Source organism: Roseovarius sp. MBR-51 (assembly GCF_053628575.1).
Genome location: NZ_JBRJGQ010000003.1, coordinates 38,204 through 54,145, shown reverse-complemented (window position 1 = coordinate 54,145; position 15,942 = coordinate 38,204). Strand labels below are relative to the sequence as shown.

The following is a 15,942-nucleotide window of genomic DNA, read 5'->3' as shown; positions in this document are numbered from 1 at the left end:
AAGCACGATCACTGGAAAGGAAGACAATGACCGCAGATAGCACCGACAGCTGGTTTGACCCCGACTCGACCACCTTTGGCGACCGTGTGACCGGCGCGCGCGAGCGCTCAGGCATGTCTCAGACGGATCTGGCAAAGCGCTTGGGCGTCAAGCTCAAGACGCTCAAAGCTTGGGAAAATGATCTTTCAGAGCCGCGTGCCAACAAGCTCTCGATGATGGCGGGCATGCTGAATGTCTCGCTTCTCTGGTTGCTCTCGGGTGAGGGCGAAGGCCCCGGAGGCCCCGAGATGGGAGAGTTGTCCAGCGATGTGATGGAAATGCTGACCGAAATTCGCGACATCCGCGCACAGATGACCCGATCAACCGACCGTTTGGGGCGTCTGGAAAAGACCCTGCGCGCCAAGCTGCGGGAAGAAGCCGGTGAGTGAGACCCCAGTTGAGGCACCGGGTGCGGTGGGCGAACCCCGCGCCCACCGTCTGAAACGCCTGCACATGCGCGCCATGCGCCGCGGGATCAAGGAAATGGACATCATCCTGAGCCGCTATGCCGAGGCGCGGCTCGAGGCGATGGAAGACAGTGCGCTCGACGGGTTCGACGCGCTCTTGTGCGAGAACGATCAGGATCTCTATCAATGGGTGACGGGTCAAACCCCGCCGCCCGCGCGCTTTGCGCCCTTGGTCGCGGATATCGCGACGCAGGCGAGTGCGCCAAAATAGGTCGCATTTTAGAGGAACCGAACCCGGTTTACCGAATGTTCGGGTTTACATCGGATGGTCTCCGGCGAGCAGTATCGCACGGAGACCGACATGAGCTATCTCAGCCCCCTGACCACAGGAGCCGTTCACAGCGCCTTTATCAGCAGCTACCTGGATGCCCTGTCGTTGGTGGAACGCCTGCACAGATTGCTCTTGGATGTGATCAAGGACGAGTTCGAGCGTGTCGGAGTGCTTGAGATCAACGCGGTTCAGGCCCTGTTGCTCTTCAACATCGGTGACCATGAGGTAACGGCCGGCGAGCTGAAGACGCGCGGTTATTATCAGGGCAGCAATGTGAGCTACAATCTCAAGAAACTGGTGGATATGGGCTATATGCATCACCAACGCTGCGAGGTGGATCGCCGGTCTGTCCGGGTGCGCCTCACGGAGAAGGGGCGCAGCGTCCGCGATGTGGTGGCAGACCTCTTTGCTCGCCATGCCGAGGGGTTGGAGGGGCGCGGCGTGCTCGGCCCTGACGGGATCGACCAGATCACCGCGTCGCTGCGCCGGGTCGAGCGCTACTGGGCCGATCAGATCCGCTATATCTATTGATGCCGCGTGCGGGGCAGGGGAAGCGCCCCCAGCATGATATCGTTGATCTCGCGGTAGAGCTTGCGTGACATGGCCACTTCGAAATCCTCAAACCCCTGCGCCAGTTCCAGAAACGCACCCGGACCGCGCAGGACTTCGCGGCGGTAATAGGCCATCACTTGCGGATCATGCCCGAGAATCACCAATCCATTGACGGTAATCCCCTCAAAGGGAAAATGCTTGTAGGCCAGGGTCGGGGCAAAGCCCTGATTGTTGATCCCATCGCCCGAGACATCAATCACCTGCCGGTCACAGGCGGGCGCGCGTGCCAATAGATGCGCGCCATACCCCAAGGCCGAGCCAAGCGCCGTTGGATAATCCGAGGTTGACCGTTCCATCCCCGCCAGACCCGCCACGACCTGCGTGATATCCGCATCAGAGCGTAGCAGCGTCCAGTCGAGATGCAGCTTTTCCTGAAACCGCCCGCTCCACTCGTAGACCGCCAGAGCGACATCGCCTGTGGCCCCGCCCAGGATTGCCGCGCGAATGTCCGGCGCATCCAACGCCGAGGCAAGTCCTATCCGTTGCAAGGCATATTCCGCCTCATCCACCGACGAAGACACATCGAGGGCGAGCACCAGCGCAAGGCGACAGGCCCCCTGCGCCGGAGCCGCCATTAGAGCGAACAAGACCGCTGCGGCCAACTTCACCAATGGCCGATATTCTCCATGCTGGTCCATGGCTCTGCCGGGGCCAGCGCGTCGCCCTCTTGCAAGAGCTCCACCGAGATATTGTCGGGGCTGCGCACAAAGGCCATGCGGCCATCGCGCGGCGGGCGGTTGATGGTCACGCCATTGTCCATCAGATGCTGGCACAGGTCGTAGATATTGCTGGTCGCATAGGCGAGATGGCCGAAATGTCGGCTATCCGAGGGCAGCCCCTCATCGCCATCCCAATTGTAGGTAAGCTCGACCGGGCAGTCCTCTTGTCCCTCGGGGGCCATGAACACCAGCGTGAAACGCCCGCCCTCATTGTCCCAGCGGCGGGTTTCCTTGAGTCCCAATAGGCCAAAGAACCGCTGTGTCGCCTCAAGGTCTTTGACCCGAACCATCGTGTGCAGGTATTTGATGCGCATGGTCATCCTCCGTGATTGCAATGCTCCGGAGGATAGTGGCCCGCGCGCCAGTGTCGAGGGCAATATCTTCGCATCTCCCCGGTGACAGGCCTGAGAATTCTGACCGGTTCGCCGGGTCGGTTCAACGCGGCGGTGCGCGTCGGATTTGCGGCACACGGCACCGCGTCCACACTGTCGCCCGCTCCCCCAAGGTTCCGCCGGTCGTCCCGCCGTCGTTTGGTCTTGCTCAAACGGGTTGGATGATCTGCCCCGCAGCCGCGCAAAAGGGCAGCGTCCCTCAGGCCTGCCACAGTCTTTCATGTTTATTCTTTGGATTGAATGCAGCCTCAGCCCATTGCATTCAAAAGTTATTCAGCGATTCAGCCTCGGATTGCAGAAGTTGACGCCGTGTTGCCCATCGGCAGCCACTCGATATTGGCTTTCCAGAGGGGCTATCCCCAAGATATAGTGATCTCCGACTCGTTCTTGTGAAGAAAGGCCCCGCCATGCCCCTCAGCCCCGACCAACAGGCCGAAATCGACGCCCAGCGCGGCCAGACCCAAACCACCCTGCGCGCCACTGCGCCGGGGATGGAACAGCACCTCTACACCGCCCATCCGGTGCTCGATCACGGCTTTGTCCGGGTCATCGACTATATGGGCGACGATGCCGCCATCGTGCAGGCCGCGCGCGTCAGCTACGGGGCCGGCACCAAACATGTGCAGAATGACGAGGGGCTCATTCGCTACCTCATGCGGCACTGGCATTCGACCCCGTTCGAGATGTGCGAGATCAAGCTGCATGTGAAGCTGCCGGTCTTTGTCGCGCGCCAGTGGATCCGCCACCGCACCGCCAACGTCAACGAATATTCCGCCCGCTATTCGATCCTCGACCGCGAGTTCTATATTCCCGCGCCCGACGCGCTCAACGCGCAATCGACCACCAACAATCAGGGGCGCGGCGTGGCGCTTGAGGGCGAAGAGGCGCAGCGCGTGTTGCGCCTGCTGACCGAGGACGCGATGCGCTGCTATGACCACTATGAGGATATGATTTCACAGGATGGCCAACAGGGTCTCGCCCGTGAACTCGCCCGCATGAACCTGCCCGCCAATATCTATACGCAATGGTATTGGAAGGTCGATCTGCACAACCTGCTGCATTTCCTGCGCCTGCGCGCCGACGCCCACGCCCAATACGAAATCCGCGTCTACGCCGACGAAATCTGCCGCCTCGTGGCCGATTGGGTGCCCTATGCCTACAAGGCCTTCGAGGATTACCGCATGGGAGGTGCCAACCTGTCCGCCACCGCGCTCGATTGCGTGCGCCGGATGCTGAAAGGCGAGACGGTCACGCAGGAAACCTCCGGCATGAGCAAGGGGGAGTGGCGGGAGTTTGAGGGGGTTTTGAACGACCCTGCATAGCGGGGGCAAAACGCTCCAGTGGAGTAGGGTGCGCATTCATGGCGCACCAATCCCCCAAACAAAACAAGCGCGCCGGTCCCTGTTGTCCCAACCGAAACAGATGATCGCCGTCGTCCCATCGGTGCGCCATAAATGCGCACCCTACGGCCAACGGGCGGGATGCGCCATGAATGCGCACGCTACGGCCAATCGACAGGGCTGTCGCGGTGGATTGACGAATAGGCCCAGTCCTCTGGTCGGTCCACCAACCCGTGTTTCACCGGGTTGATCCAGCAATACCGGATCGCCGCGCGCTTGTCCGCCTCGCTGCGCATGTGATGCTCCCAAAACCGCCGCTGCCACAGCCCATGCTCTCGCCGGGCCTCGTGGCTGGTGCGGCGTGGTGTATGCGGCAGGGCGCGAGAGAACCGCGCCTTGATCACGCTCCACCGGGTCGAGAAATCGTGGTCGCCCTCTGGCAGGGTCCAGACGCAATGCATATGATCGGGCAGCACAACCCAGGCCTCGATCGCAAAGGGCCGCTCTGCCTTGGTGCGCCGCACAGCCGTTCGCAACGCCGCGATTTCGCGCGTCAGCAGGTCTGATCGCCGGTTCGCCAGCACCACGGTAAAGAAAACGCAGGCCCCGGCGGCGTGAGGGCGCAGGTAATTGGACATGGGCAAATAACACCATGACAGTGTTAAAAAATCATTTCCGTTGTAGCGCACCGCACCCCAAATCCATCCAATCCCCGATGGCGTGCGTATCCCACACGACATCCCAAACTCGGCAGGCCTATGCAAACCCTCATCCTCTACCTTGTCACCGCCGCCGTCTTTCTCGGGCTTGATGCGATCATGCTCAAGACCGTGATGCGCCCGCTTTTCGCAAGCCATATCGGCGATATGCTGGCCAAGGAGCTGCGCCTTGCGCCCGCCGCGCTCTTTTATCTGGCCTATGTCGGCGGCGTGCTGTGGTTCGTCTCGCTCCCCGCCCTGCGCGAGGGCGCGCCGATGAACGCGCTCCTCGCCGGGGCAGCCTTGGGTGCGATGGCCTACGGCACCTATGAGTTCACCAATTACGCGACCTTGCGCGACTGGCACTGGCAGATGGTCGCGGTCGATGTGACATGGGGAACGGTTCTGACCGGCGTCTCTGCTTGGGTGGGTGTGATGGTCGCGCGCGCTTGGGGCTAGCCCCGCTCACACCCCCCTTATGCTGGGTCGGACCCATTTCGACGCCGGTTCCACGATCAGATCGGTGATCGCCCAGACCAGCGCATCGACGCGGTCGGGGCTGCCGCGCCCCTCGTAGCCGCGCGCGGTCATGGCGCACATCTGATCCTCCAGCGCACCAAGACCCCGCGCGTGATACACCCGGCCCTGTTCATAGAGTGCGGCCACCGGCTCGGCCCGCGCCAGCTTGCCCCGGCTGGCATGGACCTTGCGCAGCGGCACCAGCGGATCGACCTGCCGGATCACCTGTTCCACCAGATCGCCGCCCTGGTTGACCTCGGCCACCACCCGCTCTGCCCCCCAGAGCTCGCGCGCGCGGATCGCGGCGCGCGCCCAACGCGCCGGGCTCGCGGCGCTGACACTGGCATCCGCCAGCACCCAGACCCGCCAATCCTGCACCGGCCCGCGCGTGATCGCCCCCGCCACGATGATGCCGCACTCATCCGACCCGGCATGGCCCGTCACCGGCGGATCGACCGCCACCACCACCCGGTCGAACTCCGGCAGGCTGTCCACGCGTGCGGCCTCCAGCATCGCAGGCGTCCAGAGCGCATCTTCGGCCTCGTCGATCAAGAGCCCATCCAGTTCCTGCCGACCCAGCCGCGTGCCCGCATAGCGCGCCCGCACCTCGTCAAGGAAGCTCTCGGCCAAATAGGCGCGGTTCGCCTCGGTGGGGGCGCTCGTGACCACCGTCGAGGGCACCGCCACGATGTCCTTCAAGACGCCCACATTGCGCGGAGTTGTGGTCACGCAGACGCGTGGCGCCTCCCCCAGACGCAGCCCGAATTGCAGCATGTCCCAGGTTTCGCGCGCCCGTTTCCACTTGGCCAGCTCATCCACCCAGGCGCCATCGAATTGCGGCCCGCGCAGCGCCTCGGGGTCATGCGCCGAAAACGCCTGCGCCACCGCCCCATTGGGCCAGATCAGCCGCTTGCGCGTGGCTTGCCATTCCGGGCGGCGGTCGGGCGGCGAACAGGCCATGATGCCGCTCTCGCCAAACACCATCACCTCGCGCACTTGATCAATCGTCTCGCCCACCAACGCGATCCGCTTGCACTGCCCCTCGTCCAAGGGGCGCGGTCCCTCGACCTGCGCGCGCACCCATTCGGCCCCGGCGCGGGTCTTGCCCGCGCCGCGCCCGCCCATGATCACCCAGGTCCGCCAGTCGCCCTCGGGCGGCAGCTGATGCTCCAATGCCCAGAACTCGAACAGATAGGGCAGGGCCATCCGCTCCCCGTCACTCAGCGCATCGAGGAAGTCGTCCCTCACAGCTGGCCCTCTTGAGGCGATCCAGTCGGCACCCGATCTGATGCCGGGCATCGTCGAAATCGAGCGCGTATCCGTGGACAATGCCACGGTCTTCTCGTCTGCGTTTTTCAAGTTGTGCCTCCGCTTCTATGGCGATTTTCAGCCATTGCCGGATTTCGGCAGTGGCCTTGGTCGCATTTTTCAACTCATCCAGGTCTCCGGCCCTGATCCGCAGATAGATCTCTGCGAGGTCTTCGCGCATATCCGCCAATTGGCGCTCCAGCGCATCGATCGAGGTCGTCAGGCCCGTGGGCCCCACATCGGGGGTGATCAAAACCATGCGTGCTCTTGCCTCATGATTGGTGTGTTTCGGAAACCCCCTCCATCCTGCCGACACGAAAAAACGGCCGCCGGGGTTTCCCCCGGGGCCGCTTGCCCAATTCGTCCAGCATGTCACAACCTATAGATGAAAGCGTGCGCCGAGTCAAGCACGCGCGCCTCGAGATCGTCGGCTAAGCCTACGGTATATTTACCTTTTCTTAACTATGTGCCGCCGCGCGACCGGGTTTTTGTTGGCCCAAGTAGCCCCGCCGGAGGCGCTCGGTTACCTCTGCGTTCAGGCCCGATGCGCACCTTCGGCCAGCCCACGCACGAACGTCAGGACATCCTCCACGGATTTGCCCTTGGCAATCTCGCCCACTATAGCCGAGCCCACAACGCAGCCATCGGCCACACTGGCAATCGTCTGCGCAGTCTCGGGCGTGCGGATGCCAAAGCCCACGATCACCGGCAGATCGGTCTGCGCCTTGATCCGTGCCACTTCGGGGGCCACATCCGCCGCCTCAGCCGCCGCAGCCCCGGTGATGCCGGTGATCGAGACGTAATAGACAAAGCCGGATGTGTTCTCCAAAACCTTGGGCAGTCGCTTGTCATCGGTGGTGGGGGTGGCGAGGCGGATAAAGTTCATGCCCGCCTTGCTCGCCGGAATGCACAGCTCGTCATCCTCTTCGGGCGGCAGATCGACCACGATCAGCCCGTCGATCCCGGCGGCCTTGGCATCGACCAGAAACTTCTCCACGCCGCGATTGTAGATGGGGTTGTAATAGCCCATCAGCACGATGGGCGTGGTGTCATCGCCCTTGCGAAACTCGGTCGCCATCGCCAGCGTCTTTTCCAGCGTCATGCCCGCCGCCAGCGCCCGTTGCCCCGCCAGTTGGATTGTCGGCCCATCCGCCATCGGATCGGTAAAGGGCACGCCCAGTTCGATCACATCGACGCCCGCCTCCGGCAAGCCCTTCATCACTTTGAGCGAGTGATCGTAATCCGGATCGCCAGCCATGATGTAGGAAACGAAGGCCTTCTTTCCGGCGGCCTTCAGCTCAGCGAATTTGGCGTCGATGCGTGTCATGCGGCTCTGTCCTCTGAATGGGTCCGTGCGGGTTTGGCCCAAAGCGCGCGGGAAATCAATGCCCGGCTTGACCTTGGCCCGCGCAAACCCGTAGATGCGCGCAATTCACCGCATGGAGGGTCTGAGATGGGCTTTAAAATGGGAATCGTGGGGCTGCCCAATGTGGGCAAATCCACGCTCTTTAACGCGCTCACCCGCACGGCTGCCGCACAGGCCGCGAATTTCCCTTTTTGCACCATCGAGCCGAATGTTGGCGAAGTGGCGGTGCCCGATGCGCGGCTGGACAAATTGGCCGAGATCGCCGGATCAAAACAGATCATCCCAACCCGGATGACCTTTGTCGATATCGCAGGCCTCGTCAAAGGCGCGTCCAAAGGCGAGGGGTTGGGCAATCAGTTTCTCGCGAATATCCGCGAGACGGATGCCATCGCCCATGTGCTGCGCTGTTTTGAGGATGGCGATGTGACCCATGTCGAGGGGCGCGTCGATCCGGTGGCCGATGCCGATACGATTGAAACCGAACTGATGCTTGCCGATCTCGAGTCGGTCGAGAAACGCCGCGCCGGGCTGCAACGCAAGCTCAAGGGCGGTGACAAGGACGCAGCGCAGGCCGAGCGGCTGCTTGGTCTCGCGCAGGCCGCGCTTGAGGCGGGTCGCCCCGCACGCACCGTGTCTGTCGATGCCGAGGATGCTAAAGCCTGGAAAATGTTGCAACTGCTGACCGCCAAGCCAATCCTCTACGTCTGCAATGTCGATGAGGCGAATGCCGCCACCGGCAATGCCCATTCCGAGGCGGTGGCAAAGATGGCCGCCGAACAGGGCGCGGCCTCGGTCGTGATCTCTGCCCAGATCGAGGAGGAAATCTCCAAGCTGGAGCCGGAGGAAGCCGAGATGTTCCTCACCGAAATGGGGCTCGACGAGGCCGGTCTCGACCGGCTGATCCGTGCAGGCTATGGCCTCTTGCATCTGGAAACCTATTTCACCGTCGGCCCGAAAGAGGCCCGCGCCTGGACCATTCCCGCAGGCACCCCGGCGCCCAAGGCCGCAGGCGTGATCCACGGCGATTTTGAGCGCGGTTTCATCCGCGCCGAGACGATTGCCTATGACGATTTCGTGGGCTTGGGCGGCGAGCAAAAGGCCAAGGATGCGGGCAAAATGCGCTCTGAGGGTAAGAGCTACGTCGTCAAGGACGGCGACGTTCTACACTTCCTCTTCAACACCTGAGCGGGGCAGGGCGCGCCCTGCCTGCGGCTCATGCAGATGCGCCCCGCCAGATCCAGCCACCGCCCAGCACGCGGCTGCCGTCCGTCTCATAGAACACGCAGGCCTGACCGGGCGACACACCTTCTTCGGGGGTGAGCAATTCGACCGTCGCCTCGGTCGCTGAAATGGGCCGCAACACAGCCTCGCGCGGCGGGCGGGTTGAGCGCACCTTGACCGAGACATGCCATTCCGCCTGTGATGTCATCGGCACATCGCCCAGCCAGTTGATTTCGCGCAGCGGCACGGTGCGGGTCGACAGCATCTCTTTGGGCCCGACAATCACCCGGCGCGTGTCCACGTCAAGACGCACGACATAGAGCGGCTCTTCCAGCCCGCCGATGCCCAAGCCCCGGCGCTGACCGATGGTGTAGTGAATGACCCCGTCATGCGTCCCCAGAACCCGGCCATCGGCATGCACGATCTCTCCCGGTTCCGCGGCACCGGGGCGCAGTTTTTCGATCACGCTGGCATAATTGCCGTTGGGCACGAAACAGATGTCCTGACTGTCGGGCTTGTCCGCGACCTGAAGCCCGTATTGCGCGGCCAGTTCCCGCGTCGCCGCCTTGGACGGCAGATGTCCCAGCGGAAACCGCAGATAGTCGAGTTGCTCGGGCGTGGTGGAAAAGAGGAAATACGACTGATCGCGCGCCGAATCGCTTGCGCAATGCAATTCCGGCCCCTGTTCGCCCAATTTGCGCTGAATATAGTGTCCGGTCGCCATGCAATCGGCCTCCAGATCGCGGGCGGTTTCCAAGAGGTCCTTGAACTTGACCCGCTCATTGCAGCGGATGCACGGCACGGGCGTGGCCCCCGCCAGATAGCTGTCGGCGAATTCGTCGATCACCGCATCGCGAAAGATGTTCTCGTAATCCAGCACATAATGCGGAAACCCCATCTGTTCGGCCACGCGACGTGCGTCGTGAATATCCACCCCGGCACAGCAGGCGCCTTTCTTGGCCAGAGCGGCCCCATGATCATAAAGTTGCAGCGTGACGCCCACCACATCGTAGCCCTCAGAGGCCAGATGTGCCGCCACAACCGAGCTGTCGACGCCGCCTGACATCGCCACGACCACGCGGGTCTCGGCTGGGGGCTTGGGAAATCCAAGCGAATTCAGTGGTTTGTTTGTATCCAGTGCCATGGTGGCCTCCGCTCGGGTCTTTCAGAATATAGGAAAATCCTAAACACTCTCAAGACCCGGTTTCACGCCCCATTAAGCCTGAGATGGGCATTCTCACCCTATCAAGACAAAGGGTGAGCGTGATGTATCTCAAGAAAGTCGAAGGGCCAAGGGCCGTTAACCTGCCCGATGGCACCGTTCTCAGCCGGGCGGATTTGCCGCCCCCGAACACACGGCGATGGGTCGCCTCGCGCAAGCTCGCCGTGGTGCGCGGGGTCGCCTATGGGCTGATTGCGCGGCACGACGCACTCGAGACCTATGGGCTCAGTGACGAAGAGTTTGACTGCTGGATCGCTGCCGTCGCGCGGCATGGGGAGGGCGCGCTCAAAGTGACCTCTCTCAAGGTCTATCGGTAACCGTAAGTTGAGTTCGGCGGAGGTCATAACACTGGTAACGGGTAGTTAACCATTTTTGACCAGTGTGTCCGGTATCGAAGCAATTACCTTGGAGCCCCCAATGCGAGTACTTTTGGTCGAGGACGATCCGACAACCTCGAGAAGCATCGAACTGATGCTGACCCATGCCAATCTCAATGTCTATACCACCGATCTCGGGGAAGAGGGCATCGACCTGGCCAAACTTTACGATTACGATCTGATCCTGCTGGATCTTGGGCTGCCGGATATGAACGGGCATGAGGTGCTGCGCCAACTGCGGCTGGCACGGGTCGCCACGCCCATCCTCATCCTCTCCGGGGCCGGTGACACCGACAGCAAGATCAGGGGGTTCGGCTTTGGGGCCGATGATTACCTGACCAAGCCGTTTCACCGCGACGAATTGGTGGCACGCATCCATGCGATCATCCGCCGCTCCAAAGGTCATTCCCAATCGGTGATCCGCACTGGCATGGTCAATGTCAATCTCGACGCCAAGACGGTAGATGCGGGCGGCAAGGCGGTGCATCTGACCGGCAAGGAATACCAGATGCTCGAGCTTTTGTCGCTGCGCAAGGGCACGACCCTGACCAAGGAAATGTTCCTCAACCATCTCTACGGCGGCATGGACGAGCCGGAACTCAAGATTATCGACGTGTTCATTTGCAAACTGCGCAAGAAACTCTCTGAGGCCACCGATGGTGCCAATTACATCGAGACGGTCTGGGGGCGCGGCTATGTGCTGCGTGATCCCGAACTGGGCGAATTGGACGGGCGGTCTCTGGCGGTTGGTGCCTGAGGGCTGCGCGGCCTCTGGACGCTGGGCGGGTCGGGCAGTATCACTCTGGTCAGGTATGAGGTGGGCAAGGCGTTGCCGCCTCATCCCGGATCAGAGAGGGGCCGATGACCGACAGGATTGCCGTTGAGGATCTGACCGAAGACGAGGCGCGGACGGAATTGGCGCGCCTTGCAGCGCTCTTGGCTGAGGCCAATCGTGCCTATCACACCGAGGATGCGCCCGAGATCACGGATGCCGCCTATGACGCACTCAAGGCGCGCAACGCGGCCATTGAGGCACGGTTTCCTGCGCTCAAACGTGCGGACAGCGCTTCGGAACAGGTGGGGGCCGCGCCGTCGGATGGCTTTGCCAAGGTGGCGCATAGCCTCCGCATGCTCAGCCTTGGCAATGCCTTCGAGGCGGGCGATGTGGCCGAGTTCGACACCCGTATCCGCCGCTATCTGGGTCTGGCGGATGACGCACCACTGGCCTACACCGCCGAGCCCAAGATCGACGGGTTGAGCCTGAGCTTGCGATATGAGGACGGTAAACTGGTGCAGGCCGCGACGCGCGGCGATGGCGAGGTGGGCGAGAACGTGACCGCCAACGCCCGGACCATCTCCGATATCCCCGAGACCCTGACCGGCGCACCCGAGGTTCTCGAAGTGCGCGGCGAAGTCTACATGAGCCATGCCGACTTCACAGCGCTGAACGCGCGACAGGCCGCCAAATCCGACAAGGTCTTTGCCAATCCGCGCAATGCCGCCGCCGGATCATTGCGGCAATTGGATGCCACCATCACCGCGGCGCGGCCGCTCAGGTTCTTTGCCTATAGCTGGGGCGAGGTGAGCGCACCCTTGGCCGTGACGCAGATGGGCGCGATTGAACGGCTGGCGTCACTCGGGTTTCAGACCAATCCGCTGACGGTGCTCTGCGATGGGACAGAGGCGCTGCTGGCGCAGTATGCGCGGATCGAGCAGGCGCGCGCGACCTTGGGCTATGACATCGACGGTGTGGTCTACAAGGTCGATGATCTGGGCCTGCAAGCGCGGCTTGGCTTTCGCTCGACCACGCCACGTTGGGCGATTGCGCATAAATTCCCGGCTGAACTGGCCTGGACTCGTCTGGAAGCGATCGACATTCAGGTGGGGCGCACCGGGGCGCTGAGCCCCGTGGCGCGCCTCACGCCGGTCACGGTGGGTGGGGTCGTGGTCAGCAATGCCACGCTGCATAATGAGGATTACATCGCCGGGCGTGACAGCAAAGGCGAGGTCATCCGCGGCGGCAAGGACATTCGCGTGGGCGATTGGGTGCAGGTCTACCGCGCCGGCGACGTGATCCCCAAGGTGGCTGATGTGGACCTGACGAAGCGCGCAGAGGATGCCGTGCCGTTCGTCTTTCCCACCACATGCCCCGAATGTGGATCGGATGCGGTGCGCGAAGAGGGGGACGCCGTGCGCCGCTGTATGGGCGGCCTTATTTGCCCCGCGCAGGCGGTGGAAAAGCTCAAGCATTTCGTGTCCCGCGCAGCGTTTGACATCGAGGGGCTGGGGGCCAAGCAGGTGGAGCAATTCTACCGCGATGGCTGGATCAAGGAACCGGCGGATATCTTTACCCTGCAAGAGCGCTACGGCTCTGGCATGCAGCAGTTGAAGAACCGCGAGGGCTGGGGCGAAAAGAGCGCGAAGAACGTCTTTGAAGCAATTGAAGAAAAAAGAAAAATTCCGTTTGCTCGGTTGCTCTTTGCGCTTGGAATCCGGCATGTGGGCGAGCAGGCCAGCACCCTCATCGCGCGCAACTATGGCACTTGGGATGAGTTCATCGCGGCGATGGATGCGGCCAAGGATTTTGACGGGCCGGAATGGGAGCGCCTCTTGGGCATAGACGGGGTGGGCACGGTCATGGCGCGCGCCCTTGTCGGGGCCTTTGCCGAGCCGCATGAACGTGACAGCATTGACCGCCTGACTGCACATCTGACGGTCGAAGAGGCCGCGCGCCCTAGAACCGATGGCAGCCCGGTGGCGGGCAAAACCGTGGTCTTTACCGGCACGCTTGAGAAAATGACCCGCGCCGAGGCCAAGGCGCGGGCCGAAAGCCTCGGGGCCAAGGTTGCAGGCTCGGTCAGTGCCAAGACCGACCTCCTGGTGGCCGGTCCGGGGGCCGGGTCCAAGGCGAAGAAGGCCGAGGAACTGGGGATCGAGACGATTGACGAGGATGGCTGGCTCGCCCTCATCGGGGACGCATGAGCGGGCGGCCGGAAATCCTCTTTCCGCTCTTTGCCGGGCTGGAAACGCTGGAGGGGATCGGCCCCAAGACCGCGCAGACCCTTGCCGCGCTTGAGATCACGCGCCCGCGTGACCTGATCCTGACCCTACCGCATTCCGGTGTGGATCGCCGCCGCCGCGCCACGGTGCAGGGGGCTGACCTTCCCGGCATCGTCACGGTCGAGGTGACGGTCGGCCAGCACAAGCCGCCTTCGCGCAAGGGGGGGCCGTATCGCGTGGTGGTCGAGGATGCCGCGACCAGTTTTCACCTTATTTTCTTTCATGCCCGCGATGAATATCTGCGCAAGATGTTGCCCACCGGCGCGCGCCGTATCGTTTCGGGCAAGGCCGAGCTTTTTGATGGGATCGCACAGATGGTGCATCCCGATCATATGCTGCCCGTGGAGGACGCGGGCGAGATACCTGATTTCGAACCGGTCTATCCGCTGACCGCAGGAGTCACGCAGCGGGTGATGGCCAAGGGGGTGCAGTCGGCGCTGATGCGCCTGCCAGACCTCGCCGAATGGATTGATCCGGTGCAAAAGGCGCAAGCGGGCTGGCCCGATTGGTCGCACGCCATGCGCGCCGCCCATGGGCCGCAGACGCCCCAAGATCTGTCACCCGCCCATCCGGCGCGCGAACGTCTCGCCTATGACGAATTGATGGCGCATCAGATGACGCTGGCACTCGCGCGCTCAAAGCTGCGCCGCGCCAAGGGGCGCGCGACGGTTGGCACTGGGCGGTTGCAGGCCAAGGTCTTGGCGGCGCTGCCCTATGCGCTGACCGGCGCGCAGACGCGGGCGATTGCCGAGATTGCCGCCGATATGGCCGCCCCGCAGCGGATGAACCGGCTGCTTCAGGGCGATGTCGGCGCGGGCAAGACGCTGGTGGCGTTCAAGGCGCTCTTGATTGCGGTTGAGGCAGGCGGGCAGGGGGTGATGATGGCCCCCACCGAAATCCTCGCGCGGCAGCATTTGCAGGGGTTGCGACCCTTGGCCGAGAGTGCGGGCGTGGTGCTCGAAATCCTCACGGGTCGCGACAAGGGGGCCGAGCGCCGCGCCAAGCTGGCAGCCCTTGCGCGGGGCGATATTCAGATCCTCGTGGGCACCCATGCGGTGTTCCAAAAGGACGTCGAATTCGCCGATCTGCGTCTGGCGATTGTCGATGAGCAACACCGCTTTGGTGTGCGGCAGAGGCTGGAGCTGGGCAAGAAGGGCGCGCAGGCGGATGTGCTGGTGATGACCGCCACGCCGATCCCACGCTCTCTGGCCCTTGCGCAATATGGCGATATGGATGTCAGCGTGCTGGACGAAAAACCGCCCGGACGCCAGCCGATCAAGACCGCCCTGATCAGCATGGGGCGGATTGACGAGGTGGTGGATCACCTGCGCCGCGCCATTGCCGAGGGGCGGCAGGCCTATTGGGTCTGCCCCTTGGTCGAGGAAAGCGAGGTGGTGGACCTCAGCAGCGCCGAGGAGCGGTTCAAACGGTTGCGCGCAGCACTTGGTGAGGGGGTCGTGGGGCTTGTGCATGGCCAGATGCCACCCGAGGACAAGGATGCTGGTATGGCCGCCTTTCAACGTGGCGAGACAAGCGTGCTGGTGTCCACCACGGTGATTGAGGTGGGCGTGGATGTGCCCAATGCGTCGATCATGGTGATCGAGCGTGCCGAGAGCTTTGGGCTGGCGCAGTTGCATCAGTTGCGCGGACGTGTGGGGCGGGGGCAGGCGGCCTCGACCTGTCTCTTGATGTATCAGGCCCCGCTCAGCGAGGGCGGCGAGCGGCGGCTCACCACGATGCGCGACACCGAGGATGGGTTTCGGATCAGCGAGGTCGATCTCAAGATGCGCGGCGCGGGCGATCTCATCGGCACGGCGCAATCTGGGATGCCGCGGTTCCGCATCGCCGATCTCGAATCACAATCAGCGCTGATGGCGGTGGCGCAATCGGATGCCCGCAAGCTTTTGCATGACGATCCTGACCTCGTGTCTGACCGGGGGCGGGCGGCGCGGGTGCTGTTGTGGCTGATGGAACAGGATCAAGCGATCCGTTTGATTTCAGTGGGTTAGATATTTTGTTCACATTTGTTCTTAAAAAGTTCTTTACTTGGTTAAGGCAATATGAGAACAAAGTAGCAACACAGAGGTTTTCAGAAGGAGCCCCCAGATGTTGCACCAGATCAAGACGACTGCGACCCGTGCGCAGGATACGATTATCGGCGATGCGATTGGCGCGCTTGCGTTGATGGTCACGCTGGTCGGTGCGCTCTATCTGCCGGGTGTTCTCTGACCGTCCTTTGCGTTTTCTGCCTGAGTTTCTGCCTGCGGGTCCGTCCTTGACCTTGGCTGCATCCCCTCTGTCCCAACGTCGGGGATGCGCCACACCCACCTG

18 protein-coding genes are annotated in these 15,942 nt (G+C 62.7%); 11 read left to right on the top strand and 7 right to left on the bottom strand.

Annotation, left to right across the window (positions count from 1 at the left end; all coding sequences use genetic code 11):
* Positions 1–26: 26 nt before the first annotated feature.
* From ACSSVY_RS04785 to ACSSVY_RS04775, 3 genes are all read left to right on the top strand, one after another.
* On the top strand, positions 27–428 hold the full coding sequence (locus tag ACSSVY_RS04785; RefSeq protein ID WP_454268288.1) for a helix-turn-helix domain-containing protein: 402 nt from the start codon (positions 27–29) through the stop codon (positions 426–428).
* The gene (locus ACSSVY_RS04780) at positions 421–717 is read left to right on the top strand and encodes an FAD assembly factor SdhE (RefSeq protein WP_454268287.1); all 297 of its coding nucleotides are present in this window, start codon (positions 421–423) and stop codon (positions 715–717) included. Before ACSSVY_RS04785 ends, ACSSVY_RS04780 begins: the two co-directional genes overlap by 8 nt.
* 90 nt (positions 718–807) lie before the next feature.
* Positions 808–1,308, top strand: a complete 501-nt coding sequence (locus ACSSVY_RS04775) for a MarR family winged helix-turn-helix transcriptional regulator (protein WP_040651518.1) — start codon at positions 808–810, stop codon at positions 1,306–1,308.
* Here ACSSVY_RS04775 and ACSSVY_RS04770 read toward each other — a convergent pair.
* Positions 1,302–2,027, bottom strand: a complete 726-nt coding sequence (locus ACSSVY_RS04770; protein WP_454268286.1) for a DUF1194 domain-containing protein — start codon at positions 2,025–2,027, stop codon at positions 1,302–1,304. The two genes, ACSSVY_RS04775 and ACSSVY_RS04770, sit on opposite strands and share 7 nt — an antisense overlap.
* Positions 1,994–2,422: a VOC family protein gene (locus ACSSVY_RS04765; RefSeq protein ID WP_454268589.1), complete on the bottom strand. Its 429-nt coding sequence runs from the start codon at positions 2,420–2,422 to the stop codon at positions 1,994–1,996. The genes ACSSVY_RS04770 and ACSSVY_RS04765 overlap by 34 nt, the downstream gene beginning before the upstream one ends.
* A 485-nt stretch (positions 2,423–2,907) precedes the next feature.
* Between ACSSVY_RS04765 and thyX the strand changes: the two genes are divergently transcribed.
* Positions 2,908–3,822 carry an FAD-dependent thymidylate synthase gene (thyX, locus tag ACSSVY_RS04760; RefSeq protein ID WP_454268285.1) on the top strand — a complete coding sequence of 305 codons (915 nt, stop codon included), beginning with the start codon at positions 2,908–2,910 and terminating at the stop codon, positions 3,820–3,822.
* 179 nt (positions 3,823–4,001) lie between these two features.
* Here the strand turns inward: thyX and ACSSVY_RS04755 are convergent, their stop codons facing one another.
* A complete protein-coding gene (locus ACSSVY_RS04755; RefSeq protein WP_454268284.1) occupies positions 4,002–4,478 on the bottom strand; it encodes an REP-associated tyrosine transposase in 477 nt (158 codons plus the stop codon).
* A 120-nt stretch (positions 4,479–4,598) separates the two neighbouring features.
* Here ACSSVY_RS04755 and ACSSVY_RS04750 point away from each other — a divergent pair, with 120 nt between their 5' ends.
* Complete coding sequence (locus ACSSVY_RS04750) at positions 4,599–4,997, top strand: DUF2177 family protein (RefSeq protein WP_454268283.1); 399 nt, start codon at positions 4,599–4,601, stop codon at positions 4,995–4,997.
* Between the two features lie 6 nt (positions 4,998–5,003).
* Here ACSSVY_RS04750 and ACSSVY_RS04745 read toward each other — a convergent pair whose 3' ends face one another.
* The 3 genes from ACSSVY_RS04745 to trpA form a co-directional block, all read right to left on the bottom strand.
* A complete protein-coding gene (locus ACSSVY_RS04745; protein WP_454268282.1) occupies positions 5,004–6,356 on the bottom strand; it encodes a DNA-packaging protein in 1,353 nt (450 codons plus the stop codon).
* Positions 6,274–6,624: a hypothetical protein gene (locus tag ACSSVY_RS04740; RefSeq protein WP_454268281.1), complete on the bottom strand. Its 351-nt coding sequence runs from the start codon at positions 6,622–6,624 to the stop codon at positions 6,274–6,276. The genes ACSSVY_RS04745 and ACSSVY_RS04740 overlap by 83 nt, the downstream gene beginning before the upstream one ends.
* Before the next feature lie 276 nt (positions 6,625–6,900).
* Positions 6,901–7,692, bottom strand: coding sequence for a tryptophan synthase subunit alpha (trpA, locus tag ACSSVY_RS04735; RefSeq protein WP_454268280.1), 792 nt, complete (start codon positions 7,690–7,692; stop codon positions 6,901–6,903).
* A gap of 126 nt (positions 7,693–7,818) precedes the next feature.
* On the opposite strand from trpA, the gene ychF reads away from it, so the two are divergent.
* Complete coding sequence (gene ychF, locus ACSSVY_RS04730) at positions 7,819–8,916, top strand: redox-regulated ATPase YchF (protein WP_454268279.1); 1,098 nt, start codon at positions 7,819–7,821, stop codon at positions 8,914–8,916.
* Between the two features lie 28 nt (positions 8,917–8,944).
* Here the strand turns inward: ychF and mnmA are convergent, their stop codons facing one another.
* Positions 8,945–10,096, bottom strand: a complete 1,152-nt coding sequence (gene mnmA / locus ACSSVY_RS04725) for a tRNA 2-thiouridine(34) synthase MnmA (protein ID WP_454268278.1) — start codon at positions 10,094–10,096, stop codon at positions 8,945–8,947.
* A 122-nt stretch (positions 10,097–10,218) separates the two neighbouring features.
* On the opposite strand from mnmA, the gene sciP reads away from it, so the two are divergent.
* From sciP to ACSSVY_RS04700, 5 genes are all read left to right on the top strand, one after another.
* On the top strand, positions 10,219–10,491 hold the full coding sequence (sciP, locus tag ACSSVY_RS04720) for a CtrA inhibitor SciP (protein WP_454268277.1): 273 nt from the start codon (positions 10,219–10,221) through the stop codon (positions 10,489–10,491).
* A 100-nt stretch (positions 10,492–10,591) separates the two neighbouring features.
* The gene (ctrA, locus tag ACSSVY_RS04715) at positions 10,592–11,308 is read left to right on the top strand and encodes a response regulator transcription factor CtrA (protein WP_454268276.1); all 717 of its coding nucleotides are present in this window, start codon (positions 10,592–10,594) and stop codon (positions 11,306–11,308) included.
* Between the two features lie 104 nt (positions 11,309–11,412).
* Complete coding sequence (gene ligA / locus ACSSVY_RS04710; RefSeq protein WP_454268275.1) at positions 11,413–13,533, top strand: NAD-dependent DNA ligase LigA; 2,121 nt, start codon at positions 11,413–11,415, stop codon at positions 13,531–13,533.
* Entirely contained in the window at positions 13,530–15,620 is a 2,091-nt protein-coding gene (gene recG / locus ACSSVY_RS04705) for an ATP-dependent DNA helicase RecG (RefSeq protein WP_454268274.1), read from the top strand. Before ligA ends, recG begins: the two co-directional genes overlap by 4 nt.
* A 97-nt stretch (positions 15,621–15,717) precedes the next feature.
* Positions 15,718–15,840 (top strand): hypothetical protein, encoded by a 123-nt coding sequence (locus tag ACSSVY_RS04700; RefSeq protein WP_009818525.1) that lies wholly within the window; start codon positions 15,718–15,720, stop codon positions 15,838–15,840.
* Positions 15,841–15,942 lie beyond the last annotated feature (102 nt).

What these genes read in the sequence shown, in the direction of transcription:
- ACSSVY_RS04785 (WP_454268288.1), top strand. Translation starts at nt 27, where the DNA reads ATGACCGCAGATAGCACCGACAGCTGGTTTGACCCCGACTCGACCACC.
- ACSSVY_RS04775 (WP_040651518.1), top strand. Translation starts at nt 808, where the DNA reads ATGAGCTATCTCAGCCCCCTGACCACAGGAGCCGTTCACAGCGCCTTT.
- ACSSVY_RS04770 (WP_454268286.1), bottom strand. Translation starts at nt 2,027, where the DNA reads ATGGACCAGCATGGAGAATATCGGCCATTGGTGAAGTTGGCCGCAGCG.
- ACSSVY_RS04765 (WP_454268589.1), bottom strand. Translation starts at nt 2,422, where the DNA reads ATGCGCATCAAATACCTGCACACGATGGTTCGGGTCAAAGACCTTGAG.
- thyX (WP_454268285.1), top strand. Translation starts at nt 2,908, where the DNA reads ATGCCCCTCAGCCCCGACCAACAGGCCGAAATCGACGCCCAGCGCGGC.
- ACSSVY_RS04755 (WP_454268284.1), bottom strand. Translation starts at nt 4,478, where the DNA reads ATGTCCAATTACCTGCGCCCTCACGCCGCCGGGGCCTGCGTTTTCTTT.
- ACSSVY_RS04750 (WP_454268283.1), top strand. Translation starts at nt 4,599, where the DNA reads ATGCAAACCCTCATCCTCTACCTTGTCACCGCCGCCGTCTTTCTCGGG.
- ACSSVY_RS04745 (WP_454268282.1), bottom strand. Translation starts at nt 6,356, where the DNA reads ATGCCCGGCATCAGATCGGGTGCCGACTGGATCGCCTCAAGAGGGCCA.
- ACSSVY_RS04740 (WP_454268281.1), bottom strand. Translation starts at nt 6,624, where the DNA reads ATGGTTTTGATCACCCCCGATGTGGGGCCCACGGGCCTGACGACCTCG.
- trpA (WP_454268280.1), bottom strand. Translation starts at nt 7,692, where the DNA reads ATGACACGCATCGACGCCAAATTCGCTGAGCTGAAGGCCGCCGGAAAG.
- ychF (WP_454268279.1), top strand. Translation starts at nt 7,819, where the DNA reads ATGGGCTTTAAAATGGGAATCGTGGGGCTGCCCAATGTGGGCAAATCC.
- mnmA (WP_454268278.1), bottom strand. Translation starts at nt 10,096, where the DNA reads ATGGCACTGGATACAAACAAACCACTGAATTCGCTTGGATTTCCCAAG.
- sciP (WP_454268277.1), top strand. Translation starts at nt 10,219, where the DNA reads ATGTATCTCAAGAAAGTCGAAGGGCCAAGGGCCGTTAACCTGCCCGAT.
- ctrA (WP_454268276.1), top strand. Translation starts at nt 10,592, where the DNA reads ATGCGAGTACTTTTGGTCGAGGACGATCCGACAACCTCGAGAAGCATC.
- ligA (WP_454268275.1), top strand. Translation starts at nt 11,413, where the DNA reads ATGACCGACAGGATTGCCGTTGAGGATCTGACCGAAGACGAGGCGCGG.
- recG (WP_454268274.1), top strand. Translation starts at nt 13,530, where the DNA reads ATGAGCGGGCGGCCGGAAATCCTCTTTCCGCTCTTTGCCGGGCTGGAA.
- ACSSVY_RS04700 (WP_009818525.1), top strand. Translation starts at nt 15,718, where the DNA reads ATGTTGCACCAGATCAAGACGACTGCGACCCGTGCGCAGGATACGATT.